The following is a 13159-nucleotide window of genomic DNA, read 5'->3' as shown; positions in this document are numbered from 1 at the left end:
CCTTCGAAGTGACAGCACGGCTGCTGACCCAATCCGGCACGCAGAGGTTAACAGCGGCCCGGCCGGCCTGTGCGAAACCTGCTTCCAAGCCTGTGGATTCTCGGTGGATAAGCTGTTCACAACACGAGATATTGGGGTGAACAAAACGGGAAAATTCCGCTATCGCTGATTCGTCGCCGATTCGTTCCGGCTTTGAGCTGAACGTTAACGACGACAGCCGGAATCCCCTGCCAATTGCTTAACGCAGATTAAGAAAGATCAACAATTTCATGACCTTGGTCGAGGCACGCCAAGCCACTGTGATCGTTTATCGGCAAAGGTTAATGGCAATCCCTCTTAGCACGAAACGGGCCAGTTCAGCGATTCAGCATGTGGTGCGTGTCGCGGCCGCGAAATCCACATATAGCCGTGAACAAAAGCTGAATCTGCAGGAGTCACTGATTCGTCGCCGATTCGTTCCAGACTCGTTCTATCCGTTAATCCGCATCTGATTGAGAGCTTGACAGAACCACCTTCTGGCTGCCGACGGAACATTCCGCTTTCGCTTCGCGCCCGAAATCCCTATGTGTCGCCTGTCATACGCGCCCATTTGAGGCACGCTCCCGACAACCAGAGGCCAGAAGCCTTATCTCCAGGTCCCGGAAGCCTTATTCTAGGTTGATGAACATCCAGCCCAAACACACTGAGCCGCTGATCCTGTCGGGCCGCGACGTGACCGCCGTGCTCGGGCCGACCAACACCGGCAAGACCCATCTCGCCATCGAGCGCATGGTGGCGCATGAGAGTGGAATCATCGGCCTGCCGCTCAGGCTTCTGGCGCGCGAGGTCTATGCCCGCGTCTGCGAAAAGGTCGGCGCCCACAAGGTTGCGCTGATTACCGGCGAGGAAAAGATCCAGCCACCGGGCGCCAAATATTCGGTCTGCACCGTCGAGGCCATGCCGCGCGAGACCGACGCCGCCTTCGTCGCCATCGACGAGGTGCAGCTCGCCGGCGACCTCGAGCGCGGCCACATCTTCACCGATCGCATCCTGCACCTGCGCGGCCGCCAGGAAACGCTGCTGCTGGGCGCAGCCACCATGCAAAGTATCCTGCAGCGCCTGCTGAGGGGTGTCTCGGTGGTGACGCGGCCGAGGCTGTCGCATCTTGCCTATGCCGGCTCCAAGAAGCTGACCCGCCTGCCGCGGCGCACGGCGATCGTCGCTTTTTCCGCCGACGAGGTCTACGCCATCGCCGAGTTGATCCGCCGCCAGCAGGGCGGTGCCGCCGTCGTGCTCGGCGCGCTCTCGCCGCGCACCCGCAACGCCCAGGTGGCGCTGTTCCAGTCCGGCGATGTCGACTACCTCATCGCCACCGATGCCATCGGCATGGGTCTCAACCTCGATCTCGACCACGTCGCCTTCGCCCAGAATCGCAAGTTCGACGGCTTCCAGTACCGCAATCTGACGGCGGCCGAGCTTGGCCAGATCGCCGGCCGCGCCGGCCGGCATCTGCGCGACGGCACGTTCGGTGTCACCGGCCAGGTCGACCCGCTGGACGAGGATCTGATCAAGAAGATCGAAGGCCACGACTTCGACCCGGTGAAGGTGCTGCAATGGCGCACCGCACATTTCGACTTTGCCAGCCTCGACGCGCTGAAGCGCTCGATCGAAACCAACGCCCCGGTCGAGGGACTGACACGGGCATTGCCTGCCGTCGATGCACAGGCGCTCGAGCATCTGTCGCGCGACGAGGATATCCGCGCACTCACCACCAATGCCAAGCGCGTGGCGCTGCTGTGGGAAGCCTGCGCGCTGCCCGACTACCGCAGGATCGCGCCGGCCCAGCATGCCGATCTCATTGCCTCGATCTACACGGACCTCGCACGCCACGGCCATGTCGATGAGAATTACATGGCCGAGCAGGTGCGCCGCGCCGACACAACAGAGGGCGACATTGATACGCTCTCGCATCGCATTGCCCAGATCCGCACCTGGACATTCGTGTCGAACCGGCCCGGCTGGCTGGCCGATCAGGCACACTGGCAGGAAAAGACGCGCGAAATCGAAGACAGATTGTCGGATGCGCTGCATGAGCGGTTGACGAAACGCTTCGTAGACCGCAGGACTTCCGTCCTCATGCGGCGCCTTAGAGAAAATACCATGCCTGAAGCCGAAATTAGTTCTACCGGAACCGTCCTTGTCGAAGGCCACCATGTCGGCGAGCTGCAAGGGTTCCGCTTCACCGCCGACCAGACCGCCGGCGGCGAAGACGCCAAGGCGGTGCGCACCGCTGCCCAGAAGGCGCTGGCCGCCGAGTTCGAGGCGCGCGCCGAACGCTTCGGCGCCTCGGCCAATGGCGATATCGCGCTCGGGTCGGATGGCACGCTGCGCTGGATCGGTGCGCCGATCGGCACGCTTGTATCAGGCGAAGACGCGCTGAAGCCGCGGCTGGTGCTGCTGGCCGACGAACAGCTGACCGGCCCGGCGCGCGACAAGGTCGCCGCGCGTGCCGAGCGTTTCGTCAATTTCCAGATCGAGTCGCTGCTGAAGCCGCTGGTCGACTTGAAAAACGCCGACCAGATTTCCGGCATCGGCCGTGGCATCGCCTTCCAGCTGGTCGAGAATTTCGGCCTCATCAACCGCCGCGACATCGCCGAGGAGATGAAGTCGCTCGACCAGGAAGGCCGCGCAGCCCTTCGCCGGCTTGGCGTGCGCTTCGGCGCCTACCATGTCTTCGTGCCGGCGCTGATCAAGCCAGCGCCTGCCGGGCTGGTGACGCTGCTGTGGGCGCTGAAGAACGACGGCAAGGACAAGCCAGGTTTTGGCGACGTGGTCCATGCGCTCGCCTCGGGTCGCACCTCGGTGGTCATCGACCCCGCCTTCGACAAGACCTTCTACAAGCTTGCCGGCTACCGCAATCTCGGCCGTCGCGCCGTGCGCATCGACATCCTGGAACGGCTGGCGGATCTGATCCGTCCGGCGACCAACTGGAAGCCCGGCCTCGGCCAGCGCCCGGACGGCGCCTATGACGGCCAGTCCTTCATGGTGACGCCGCCGATGATGTCGATCCTCGGCGCCACCGCGGACGACATGGAAGAGATCCTCAAAGGTCTCGGCTACCGTGCCGAGCCGAAGCCGGCCGTCGAGGTCAAGGCGCGGCTCGAAGCACAGGACAATGCCGCGCGCGAAGCAGCGATGGCGAAGCTTGCGGCGGAAGAGGCTGCACGAGCCGAGCAGACCAAGGCGGCGGACGCCGCAGCAGAGGCAGCAGTCGAAGGGTCGGAGCCGGCATCGGACGCAGTGGCCGTTTCGGAAACGGCGACCGAAATGACCTCCGACGCCGCGGCGGAACCTGCTGCGCCTGCCGTGGAAGAACAGGCGGACGCTCCGGTCGAAACCGTGCAAGACGAAGCGCCTGTTGCCGAGGCTGCTGCTGAACCGGAACCGGTTGAACCGCAGGCAGAGGCTGAAGCCGCAGCGGCAGAAGAAGTTGCACCGGCCGAGCTGGTGTCAAATGCCGCGCCGGCAACGGACGCCGCGCCGGACGAACCCGTGACGGTGACTGAAGCAGCCACCGGGGAACCCGCTCCGGAAGCCGAAGCGCCAAAACCCATCCTGTTGTGGCGTCAGGGTCGTTTCGAACAGCGCCCGCACAACCGCAGGAACAATCGCCAACGCAACGGACAAGCGCGCGGCCGAAGCGATGCGCCTGCGGACGCCGGCGCACCGAACGCCGCTGCACCCGGAGAGCGTCCGGCCCATGAAGGACGGCGCGATGGAGCCGGCAAGCCGCGCTTCGACCGCTCGAAGTTCAAACCCAAGCCGCAGGCCGAAGGCGAACAGCGACGTGACAGGCCGCAGGGCGAGCGTCCCGACCGCCGCGAAGGCCGTCCCGACTGGAAGGGTGGCAGGCCGGATGGCAAGGGTGGTCCGCAAGGCGGCAAGCCCGCCTTCCAGCCGAAGCCGCGCGAGGAGCGCCCGGTGCGTTTCGATCCGGATTCGCCCTTCGCCAAACTCGCCGCTCTGCGCGACCAATTGAAGAAGTAGAACCCGGCTCGCTTCGATGGTTGCCGAAGGCCGCCAGCGCATCGACAAATGGCTGTTCTTCTCCCGCGTCGTGAAATCGCGCTCGCTGGCGGCGAAGTTGGTCGTCGCCGGCCGGGTCCGCATCAATCGCGACAAAGCAGCGCAGGCTTCCGATCAGGTCAAGCCAGGCGACGTCCTGACCATCACGCTCGAGCGGCGCATCTTCATCTGGAAGGTCCTCGGCGCGGGTGCGCGACGCGGCCCGGCCGAGGAAGCCCGTACGCTCTACGAGGATATGTCGCCACCGCCCGCACCGAAGGGCGAAGCCCCTCCCGATGCAATTCCGGGGCTGCGCGAGGCCGGCAGCGGCCGCCCGACCAAGAAGGAACGTCGCCAGACCGACCGATTGCTCGGCGAAGATTGATGCCTGGCGTCCAAAAACAGGCGGCGCTTGCCAGGATAACGACGTGTTTGAAGCAAAACTGAACCCGGCAAACAGGAAGCCCTGCATGAGGTCGCCGGCCTCTGGGGCGCCGGCTGCCTGGAATTCCATTTCGAAACGCTGATGCCGACAGGAATGGCTGCCCTTGCAAGCAGCGGCCAAAGGCGTTACCTGACGGAAAAAGCCCAACAAAATGGGACGTCCCGGAGCCGACCGATGACCTATGTCGTGACCGACAATTGCATCAAATGCAAATACATGGACTGCATCGAGGTCTGTCCGGTCGATTGTTTCTACGAAGGCGAGAACATGCTCGTCATCCATCCCGACGAGTGCATCGACTGCGGTGTTTGCGAGCCGGAATGCCCGGCCGACGCGATCAAGCCCGACACCGAGCCCGGCCTCGACAAATGGCTGCAGGTCAATACCGAATATGCCGAGAAATGGCCCAACATCACCGCCAAGAAGGAACCGCCGGCAGACGCGAAATCCTTCGACGGCGAGGCCGGCAAGTTCGAGAAATACTTCTCCGCCGAGCCCGGCGAAGGCGATTGACAATACGGCCGCAAAGGCCGGTATTACGCAGGGTAAGAGGCACGTCACATTAACCGGCTTGACAGCCGGCGCCGGGTTGTGGCCTTCGCGTATGCAGCAAAACCTTGATTCTTCCGACTTTTTGTGTTACATCAGCGAAACATGCCGGTGACACAACGTCGATTTATGGCGCAGACGCCCCAAATCACTGAAAGGTGAAAATCCCATTCGGACCAGAGCGATCTGGGCCAGGCGGTCGCGATGTTGCGGTTTGCCGGTCCGGCTTTTCCGATGGGTTCATCTGTTGTGCGGCTAACGGTCGGTTTCTCCGATCGCGCGAGTTCGGGCCGGCAGGACGCCGGTACCACAACAAGGAGTTCAGTGCGCAATGGCAACGATCACCCCGCAGAAGAAGTCCACCGCTGCGCGTCACGGTTTCAAGACCGGCGAGTACATCGTCTACCCGGCGCATGGCGTCGGCCAGATCGTCTCGATCGACGAGCAGGAAGTTGCTGGACACAAGCTGGAACTGTTCGTCATCGACTTCTCGAAGGACAAGATGCGCCTGAAGGTGCCGGTCGCCAAGGCGACCTCCATCGGCATGCGCAAGCTGTCGGAAGAGGATTATGTCGAGCGCGCGCTGAAGGTCGTGCAGGGCCGCGCCCGCGTCAAGCGCACCATGTGGTCGCGCCGCGCCCAGGAATATGATGCAAAGATCAATTCGGGCGACCTGATCTCGATCTCGGAAGTCGTGCGTGACCTCTACCGCGCCGACAACCAGCCGGAGCAGTCCTATTCCGAGCGTCAGCTCTACGAGGCGGCGCTCGACCGCATGGCCCGCGAGATCGCGGCCGTCAACCGCATGTCGGAAACCGAAGCCGTGCGCCTGATCGAGGTCAACCTCAACAAGGGCCCTAAGCGTGGCGCCAAGGCCGACAATGAAGAGGCCGAGCAGGAAGAAGCTGCCTGATCTTTCTCACCTTTCGAGAAATCCTGCCAGAAACGATTGGAGGCTCCGGTTTGACCGGGGCCTCTTTTGCTTTCGGGCGGCAGCTTCGATGTTGGTAGGCCCTGCGCACCAGCGTGCTGCATCGCGGCTTGCCGGCGCGCCGAGCCGTCGAGCGCGCGTTTCGTTTTAACGTGTGTCGCCACTTATCGCCTTGCCGCCAAAGCAGACCGCGGCAATGGTCTCGCGCAATTCCTCGTCGGCGATCGGCTTGTGCAGGATGCGGCTGCCGCTGGCGCTGATCTCCTTGAGGCGCGCCGGCGACGTATCGCCAGTAATGATGATGGTCGGGACAAGCCGGCCGATATGGGCGTGAAGCGCACGGATCGCGTCGGTGCCGGTGGTGTCATTCTCGAGACGGTAGTCTGCGATGATCAGGTCGACCGGCGCATCGCCGGCAGCCAGCGCCGCCGTATGGGCCTCCTGCGCCTCTGCGGCGGAGCGGCCGGGATAGACACGATGTCCCTCCAGGCTGAGCAAGCGCACCATGGCATCGAGAACGTCGCCCTCGTCCTCGACCACCATGATGCCGGCGGCACTGCTGGCCGGCGATGTCGTGTCGACCTCCAAGCGAGCTTGCACCGCGCCGGCCTTCGCGACGGTGATGGAAAACAGGGAACCGCGCCCGGACGTCGAAGCCAATTTCAGGGGGTGCCCCAACAGCTCGGCGGTGCGGCGAACGATGGCGAGCCCGAGTCCCAAGCCTTGCGTGCGGTCCCGCGCCGGGTTCTGCAACTGCACGAACTCCTCGAAGACCATCCCCTGCTGATCGGCGGGGATGCCGGGGCCGCTGTCGAGGACCTGTATCTCCACACATGCGCCGCGCCGGCGACAGCCCAGCAGGACACCACCTTGCTTGGTGTAGCGAAGGGCATTCGAGACCAGGTTGTTGAGGATGCGCTTCAACATCATCGGGTCGCTGTCGACGTAGAGACTGCTGTCTACCACGCGCCACGTAAGTCCGCGTTGTTTTGCCTCGGCGGCGAATTCATTGCGAAGATCACCAAAGAGGTCGCGCAGCGGCACCGCCTCGCTCGTGACCGTGACGATGCCCGCATCGAGCCGCGAGATATCGAGCAAAGCGTTGAGCAGCCCACTGAAGTTGCTGACAACCGATTTCGCCCGGCTGGCCAGATCGCGCGCCTCGCCGGAGGTTACGTCGCCGCGCTGCCCCAATATGGCAAGCGTCGAGACCAGCAGGCTCAGGGCATGGATCGGTTGGCGCAGATCGTGACTCGCCGCCGCCAGAAAACGCGTCTTGGCACGGTCGGCGGTCTGCGCCCTGTCGCGTTCCTCTTGCAGGTGCTCGACCAGCGTTTCGTTCTCCAGTCGCAGGCTGACGGTTTCGCGCAGCATGCGGTAGGTGATACGGCAGTAGTAGAAATTGATCGCCACCAGCGATGCGAGCAGGAACAGGAAGGCGCCGGAAATATCGCTTTGGGTGGTCAAGCAGCGCAAGGCGACCGGCACCACCGTGGCCAGGATGGAACCGACCAGCGCCGGCGGAAAGGCCGACAGCGACGGCACCGTACCGCAGACGAGACCAGTCAGGACGATGACCGTGAAGGACAGCACGATCGGCGCCTCGGGCATAAAGCCGACCCAGCCAAGCACCCCCCACAGAAGGCCCGACATACAGGAAAACGCCGTGGCCAGCCATGCCCAGTGCAAGATCGAGCCGCGATCCCTTGAGCGGCTGAAAAAACGGCGCGACGCCAGCACCCGGATAGCCGTCAGCAGATACAGCGCCGCCAGCCAGCCGGTCAGCCAATTGGCGGAAACGGCCGTTCTCAGAACATAGACCGCCGCCATCGAGATCACGATGTTGGAGATGACCACGCCGTAGGAATTGCGATACAGGAGTTCGACCAGGGCCTGGCGTATCTTGTCTTCCTGCATCGAATCCCTCCAATTGTCCCAAGTAATTCTCCGGCCGGTCTTCCCCGGTACCGTTGATCTACCGGCAACCTGTTTCGCATAAGTTGGCGATCGATCCATATACGCCGCTGCAGCCCTGGATGGTGCCCCGATGAACCGCTCGCTCACCGCCATACTCGCCGACGACCATGCCATCGTGCGCGAGGGGCTGAAGCTGCTTATCTCGGCTATGGACAATATCTCGGTCGTCGCCGAGGCTGCGGATGGCGAGGCGCTGCTTGGCCAGCTGCGAAGCACGCGCGCCGACCTTTTGATCCTCGACCTCGGCATGCCAGGTGTGACCGGGATGCAGTTTATCGCCACCATCAGGACCTTGGCGCCACGCCTGCGGATCGTGGTGCTGACGGCCAATGTCGAGCCGAGGACAGTACGCGCCGCGCTCAGCGCCGGCGCCAACGCCTACCTGACCAAGGATGGCGATCCAGAGGAACTCGGCGCTGCCATCGAAGCGGTCAAGAACGGAGGCACCTATCTGGCGAAAACCGTTCGCTTCGCGGTCAGCGATATAGGCAGGGAAAGCGAGCCGATAGCCGCGCAGGAAATCCTGTCCCCGGTACCGCTGACGCGGCGCGAACGGCAGATCCTTCAACTGGTGGCGCAAGGCATGATCACGCGCGACATCGCCGAACGACTGGGCATCAGCCTGCCGACCGCTCGCAAACATCGCGAAAATCTGATGGGCAAGCTCAGTCTCCACAACACCGCCGAACTGACCGCCTACGCGGTTCGTCTGGGATTGCCCACCGGCTGATATCGCAGCCGCGACAATGGGCAACCCGGCAACGTCCCCTTAACCATCGGCAGATTAGCCAAACCCGATCATCATCCAAATACGGCATCCGCCGTATGTTTTCGGCCTGCCCCCCGGCCTACTCCTCCCACGGCTTGATCATGGGAGGAGCTGTCATGCCATCGCTGGATCTCTGGATTCCGTTCGCCCTCGCAACGCTCGCCTTCGCCTGCATGCCAGGACCGGCGATTCTCTACATGACAGCGCAGACGCTGGCCCATGGCCGTCAGGCCGGATTGATGGCGGCACTGGGTGTCCATCTTGGTTGTTACGTGCACATCCTGGCCGCGGCGGTCGGGCTCGCCGCACTGATGGAACACGCGCCGGTCGCTTTCTTGGTGATCCGATGGGCGGGCGCCGCATATCTCATTTCGCTGGGCCTTGCCATGTTCCTGGGCTGGAACCGGATGGGTGAGGATGGTGCCAGGCCGGCCCCGAATACATTTCGCGACAGCATGGTCGTCGAGATCCTCAATCCCAAGACGGCACTGTTCTTCCTGACCTTCCTGCCGCAGTTCGTGGATCCGTCAGCCGGCATGGCCGTCGGGTTGCAGTTCCTCATCCTCGGCATCATCGTCAATCTCGTCTTCTCGATGGCCGACCTTGCGGCGGTCGGCATCGCCTCGCTCGCCGTTGGCCGGTTCACTGGCGCCGGATGGGTGATTCCCAAGACATGCGGTTCGATCCTCATCGGACTTGGCGTGGCGCTCGTCAGCCATCATATCTGAACCTGCAAATGAAGAGCCGCGATTTCGGGGGAGATCTGACGGTGAAATTTCAGCGGCTGCTGGCGGCAAGGCCCGATATGCCGAAGGATGGCTGACGGCCTGCTCGCGCATCCGGCAAGATATACCGGAACCGGCGCGCCTTCGGGGCCATCGCCCGAATTCTACAGACCCTAGGCCGCGCCTACCCGCCGCCGCCTTCCTTCTCAGCCTCCTGCTTCAGCGTCGCAATGAACCGCTTCGTCCGTTGCTGCTCCGGATTGTTGAACAGCACCGCGGCCGGTCCCTTCTCGACGACGACGCCGGCATCGAGGAACACCACTTCCTTGGCAATCTTGGAGGCGAGGCGCAGATCATGCGTCGCCATCACCATGGTCGTGCCTTCACTGGCGAGCTTGCCAAGCACGTCGACCACCTCTTGCGCCAGTTCCGGGTCGAGTGCCGAGGTCGGCTCGTCGCAGAGCAGCACTTTCGGCGACGGCGCCAAGGCGCGGGCGATCGCCACGCGCTGCTGCTGGCCGCCCGACAGCGTCGCCGGCCAGGCGTCGGCCTTGTGCGCCATCCCCACCTTCTCCAGCAGAGCCAGCGCCCGCTCGCGTGCCCTCTCAGGCGCCCATTTCAGCACCGTCACCAGCCCTTCCATGACGTTCTCGATCGCGGTGCGATGCGGAAACAGCTGGAAGTTCTGGAACACCATGCCGGTCTGCAGCCGCAGGCGCTGGATATCCCTGGCCGGAACCCTGCCACCAGGATGGAATTCGAGCGTCTCGTCGCCGATGCGCACCGTGCCCGAGGTCGGGATCTCCAGGAGGTTGATGCAGCGCAGCAGGGTGCTCTTTCCCCCGCCCGACGGGCCGACCAGCGCCGTGACGCTGCCTTCGGCAATGGTGACCGTCACGCCCTTCAACACGAGATTGTCGCCAAAGCGCTTTTCGATGTTGCTGAGGCCGATCATGAGCGTGCCTCCAGGAAGCCGCCATAGCGGTTGAGCCGGGTCTCCAGCCGCGTCTGCAAGGCCGATAGCACCGAACTCAGCGCCAGATAGAGGATCGCCGCCTCGACATAGAGGATCAGCGGCTCATAGGTGGTGGCGACGATGCGCTGCGCCGCCTGGAACATCTCCGGCACGGTGATGGCGGCGGCCAGCGACGTATCCTTGACCAATGAGATGAAGGTGTTGGAAAGCGGCGGCACCGCGACCCGGCCGGCTTGCGGCAGGATGGTGCGCCGCATCGCCTGGCTCCAGGTCATGCCGATCGAATAGGCCGCTTCCCACTGGCCCTTCGGCACCGACCCTATAGCCGCGCGGATGATTTCCGACGTGTAGGCGCCGATGTTGAGCGTGAAGCCGATCAACGCCGCCGTGAAGGCGTCGAGCAGGATACCGACCGACGGCAGGCCGTAGAAGATAAGGAACAGCTGCACCAGCAGCGGCGTGCCGCGGAAGATCCAGACATAGAAGCGCACCAGCGCGACCAGCGGTTTCGGACCAAACAGCCGGGCAAGCGCCGCACCCAACCCAACGGTCAGCCCAAGGACGAAGGACAACAGCGTCAGCGGCACGGTGAAGATCAGCGCCGCCCACAACAGCGAAGGCAGCGACTCCAGCATCAGTTGCAGCCAGTGCGGCACGTAACATCCTCCAAATAAGTCGAGGCTTCGTCGAGGCGCGACATATCACGACAAAAGCGGCGGACCGTCAAAGACGGCTCGCCGCTCGATATGTCCTGTGGGCCGCGGAGCGGCCCGCCTATAGATTACTTCGAAACGTCCTGGCCGAAATAGGTGTCGGAGATTTTCTTATAGGTGCCGTCGGCCTTGATGTCGGCCAGCGCCTTGTTGATCGCCGCGACCAGCTCCGGATCGCCCTTGCGCACGATGACGCCGGAATAGTCGGCGTTTTCCTCTTGCGCGGCGATCTTCACATTGGCGTCGGGCTTGTGCTTCTTGAAGTCGAGGAACGACAGGCTGTCATTGATCGTGGCGTCGGCACGGCCTGTCAGAAGCAGCTGGATCGATTGGTCGAAGCCATCGGTGCCGACCAGCTCGGCGCCGTTCGTTTCGGCCAGCTTGCCGAAATTCGAGGTCAGCGACTGCGCCGACTTCTTGCCCTTGAGATCGGCAAAGGTCTTGATGTCTGTGTTGTCGCCGCGCACGATCAGCACCGCCTTGGAGGCGATGTAAGGATCGGAGAAGTCGTACTTGGCCTTGCGGGCATCGGTGATGCCGACCTCGTTGATGACGGCGTCATAGCGATTGGCGTCGAGGCCGGCGATCAGCCCGTCCCACTTGCCTTCGAGGAATTCGACCTTGACGCCGAGCTTGTCGGCGATCGCCTTGGCGATTTCGACGTCGAAGCCGACCAGTGCGCCCGAAGTGTCATGATAGGTGAATGGCGCATAAGTGCCTTCCGTGCCGACCTTGATGACCCCGGCCTGCTTGATCTGGTCGAGATTGGCGCCGGCATGGCCTGCGGTGACAGCCAAGGCCTGCAGCGTTCCGGCGATGATGAGCGACTTGAGCCATTTCATTTTTCTGTGATCCCGTCCTTGGCCGGCCGACCGGCATATTGTGAGCGCTGGAAACTGACAGATGCAAGCCGAAAAAATAAGGAACAGAATTCCAAAAACAACCAGTTTCTGAAATCGTATACTCAAACTGGCGCTTTCCAGCCGACACCAGAACTGTCGCGGATCATCCCCGGAGCCCGTCGGGCAACACAATCCCGCAGCCACGGTCGCGGAACCTTTCCCGCGCATGGCAGTTCTGGCTGTTCTAGGGCACGGCGCCGCCATTTCAACCCGGGCGCCAGCCAAGTTTGCAAAGTCATCCGCACCACCCAGGGAGCGCCTCATGATGGAAGACACGGCAGGACGGATCATGGTCCGCGCGGCAATGAAGGCTCCCTACCTCGAACGTGACGAAGAGCATCGGCTTGCATTGCTCTGGAAAGAGGACAACGACCAGAACGCGCTGCACAGCATCACCGTCGCGCATATGCGGCTGGTCATTTCCATGGCCTCCAAATTCCGCCATTACGGCCTGCCGCTCGGCGACCTGGTCCAGGAGGGTCATGTCGGGCTGCTCGAGGCCGCCGCCCGCTTCGAGCCGGAGCGCGAGGTGCGGTTCTCGACCTATGCGACATGGTGGATCCGGGCCTCGATGCAGGACTACATCCTGCGCAACTGGTCGATCGTGCGTGGCGGCACCAGCTCGGCGCAGAAGGCGCTGTTCTTCAACCTGCGACGCCTGCGCGCGCGGCTGGCGAATGGCGCCGAGCCACTGTCAAACGCAACGCTCTATCGCGAAGTATCGGAAGCACTCGGCGTCTCCGAAGCCGACGTGGCGATGATGGATTCGCGGCTGTCGGCTCCCGACTCCTCACTCAACATGCCGGTTGCCGACGATGCGGGTTCGACCGAGCGCATGGAATTCCTGGTCTCGGACGATCCGCTGCCCGACGAGATCGTCGGCGACAAGATCGATGTCGCGCGCCGCTCGCTCTGGCTGAGGGAGGCGCTTCGCGCGCTCAACGCACGGGAGTTGAGGATCATCGAGGAACGCCGGCTTAACGACGAGGGCGCGACGCTGGAAGCGCTCGGCGAAACCCTCGGCATCTCCAAGGAACGCGTCCGCCAGATCGAGGCCCGCGCCATGGAAAAGCTGAAGGTCGCGTTGGTGAAGCAGAATCCGGAGTTCATGGCGACTGCCGCCTGAAC

General features: G+C 63.2%; 11 protein-coding genes. 7 read left to right on the top strand and 4 right to left on the bottom strand.

Going from position 1 to position 13159, the window contains the following annotated elements:
• Positions 1–660 precede the first annotated feature (660 nt).
• From MESCI_RS06620 to MESCI_RS06605, 4 genes are all read left to right on the top strand, one after another.
• A complete protein-coding gene (locus MESCI_RS06620; RefSeq protein WP_013529182.1) occupies positions 661–4026 on the top strand; it encodes a DEAD/DEAH box helicase in 3366 nt (1121 codons plus the stop codon).
• Positions 4027–4042: 16 nt separating this feature from the next.
• Positions 4043–4429: an RNA-binding S4 domain-containing protein gene (locus MESCI_RS06615; RefSeq protein ID WP_013529181.1), complete on the top strand. Its 387-nt coding sequence runs from the start codon at positions 4043–4045 to the stop codon at positions 4427–4429.
• A gap of 234 nt (positions 4430–4663) precedes the next feature.
• Complete coding sequence (gene fdxA, locus MESCI_RS06610; RefSeq protein WP_013529180.1) at positions 4664–5002, top strand: ferredoxin FdxA; 339 nt, start codon at positions 4664–4666, stop codon at positions 5000–5002.
• Between the two features lie 367 nt (positions 5003–5369).
• Positions 5370–5951, top strand: coding sequence for a CarD family transcriptional regulator (locus tag MESCI_RS06605; protein WP_013529179.1), 582 nt, complete (start codon positions 5370–5372; stop codon positions 5949–5951).
• A gap of 165 nt (positions 5952–6116) precedes the next feature.
• Here the strand turns inward: MESCI_RS06605 and MESCI_RS06600 are convergent, their stop codons facing one another.
• Complete coding sequence (locus MESCI_RS06600) at positions 6117–8039, bottom strand: hybrid sensor histidine kinase/response regulator (protein ID WP_245268596.1); 1923 nt, start codon at positions 8037–8039, stop codon at positions 6117–6119.
• Between MESCI_RS06600 and MESCI_RS06595 the strand changes: the two genes are divergently transcribed.
• Together MESCI_RS06595 and MESCI_RS06590 are read left to right on the top strand one after the other, a co-directional pair.
• Entirely contained in the window at positions 8017–8676 is a 660-nt protein-coding gene (locus tag MESCI_RS06595; protein WP_013529177.1) for a response regulator, read from the top strand. The two genes, MESCI_RS06600 and MESCI_RS06595, sit on opposite strands and share 23 nt — an antisense overlap.
• 155 nt (positions 8677–8831) lie before the next feature.
• Positions 8832–9443 (top strand): LysE family translocator, encoded by a 612-nt coding sequence (locus tag MESCI_RS06590; RefSeq protein WP_013529176.1) that lies wholly within the window; start codon positions 8832–8834, stop codon positions 9441–9443.
• A 181-nt stretch (positions 9444–9624) separates the two neighbouring features.
• On the opposite strand, the gene MESCI_RS06585 is transcribed toward MESCI_RS06590, so the two are convergent.
• From MESCI_RS06585 to MESCI_RS06575, 3 genes are all read right to left on the bottom strand, one after another.
• Positions 9625–10395: an amino acid ABC transporter ATP-binding protein gene (locus MESCI_RS06585; protein WP_013529175.1), complete on the bottom strand. Its 771-nt coding sequence runs from the start codon at positions 10393–10395 to the stop codon at positions 9625–9627.
• Positions 10392–11072, bottom strand: a complete 681-nt coding sequence (locus MESCI_RS06580) for an amino acid ABC transporter permease (RefSeq protein WP_013529174.1) — start codon at positions 11070–11072, stop codon at positions 10392–10394. Before MESCI_RS06580 ends, MESCI_RS06585 begins: the two co-directional genes overlap by 4 nt.
• Positions 11073–11197: 125 nt before the next feature.
• On the bottom strand, positions 11198–11971 hold the full coding sequence (locus tag MESCI_RS06575) for an amino acid ABC transporter substrate-binding protein (RefSeq protein WP_013529173.1): 774 nt from the start codon (positions 11969–11971) through the stop codon (positions 11198–11200).
• Positions 11972–12293: 322 nt separating this feature from the next.
• Between MESCI_RS06575 and MESCI_RS06570 the strand changes: the two genes are divergently transcribed.
• Entirely contained in the window at positions 12294–13157 is an 864-nt protein-coding gene (locus MESCI_RS06570) for an RNA polymerase factor sigma-32 (protein ID WP_013529172.1), read from the top strand.
• Positions 13158–13159: the final 2 nt, after the last annotated feature.

The organism is Mesorhizobium ciceri biovar biserrulae WSM1271 (genome assembly GCF_000185905.1).
Classification (GTDB): domain Bacteria; phylum Pseudomonadota; class Alphaproteobacteria; order Rhizobiales; family Rhizobiaceae; genus Mesorhizobium; species Mesorhizobium ciceri.
This window is presented reverse-complemented; position numbering and strand designations above follow the sequence as displayed.

Bases quoted from the DNA above. Each gene is read 5' to 3' on its own strand.
- MESCI_RS06620 (WP_013529182.1), top strand. From the start codon at position 661: ATGAACATCCAGCCCAAACACACTGAGCCGCTGATCCTGTCGGGCCGC.
- MESCI_RS06615 (WP_013529181.1), top strand. From the start codon at position 4,043: ATGGTTGCCGAAGGCCGCCAGCGCATCGACAAATGGCTGTTCTTCTCC.
- fdxA (WP_013529180.1), top strand. From the start codon at position 4,664: ATGACCTATGTCGTGACCGACAATTGCATCAAATGCAAATACATGGAC.
- MESCI_RS06605 (WP_013529179.1), top strand. From the start codon at position 5,370: ATGGCAACGATCACCCCGCAGAAGAAGTCCACCGCTGCGCGTCACGGT.
- MESCI_RS06595 (WP_013529177.1), top strand. From the start codon at position 8,017: ATGAACCGCTCGCTCACCGCCATACTCGCCGACGACCATGCCATCGTG.
- MESCI_RS06600 (WP_245268596.1), bottom strand. From the start codon at position 8,039: ATGGCGGTGAGCGAGCGGTTCATCGGGGCACCATCCAGGGCTGCAGCG.
- MESCI_RS06590 (WP_013529176.1), top strand. From the start codon at position 8,832: ATGCCATCGCTGGATCTCTGGATTCCGTTCGCCCTCGCAACGCTCGCC.
- MESCI_RS06585 (WP_013529175.1), bottom strand. From the start codon at position 10,395: ATGATCGGCCTCAGCAACATCGAAAAGCGCTTTGGCGACAATCTCGTG.
- MESCI_RS06575 (WP_013529173.1), bottom strand. From the start codon at position 11,971: ATGAAATGGCTCAAGTCGCTCATCATCGCCGGAACGCTGCAGGCCTTG.
- MESCI_RS06570 (WP_013529172.1), top strand. From the start codon at position 12,294: ATGATGGAAGACACGGCAGGACGGATCATGGTCCGCGCGGCAATGAAG.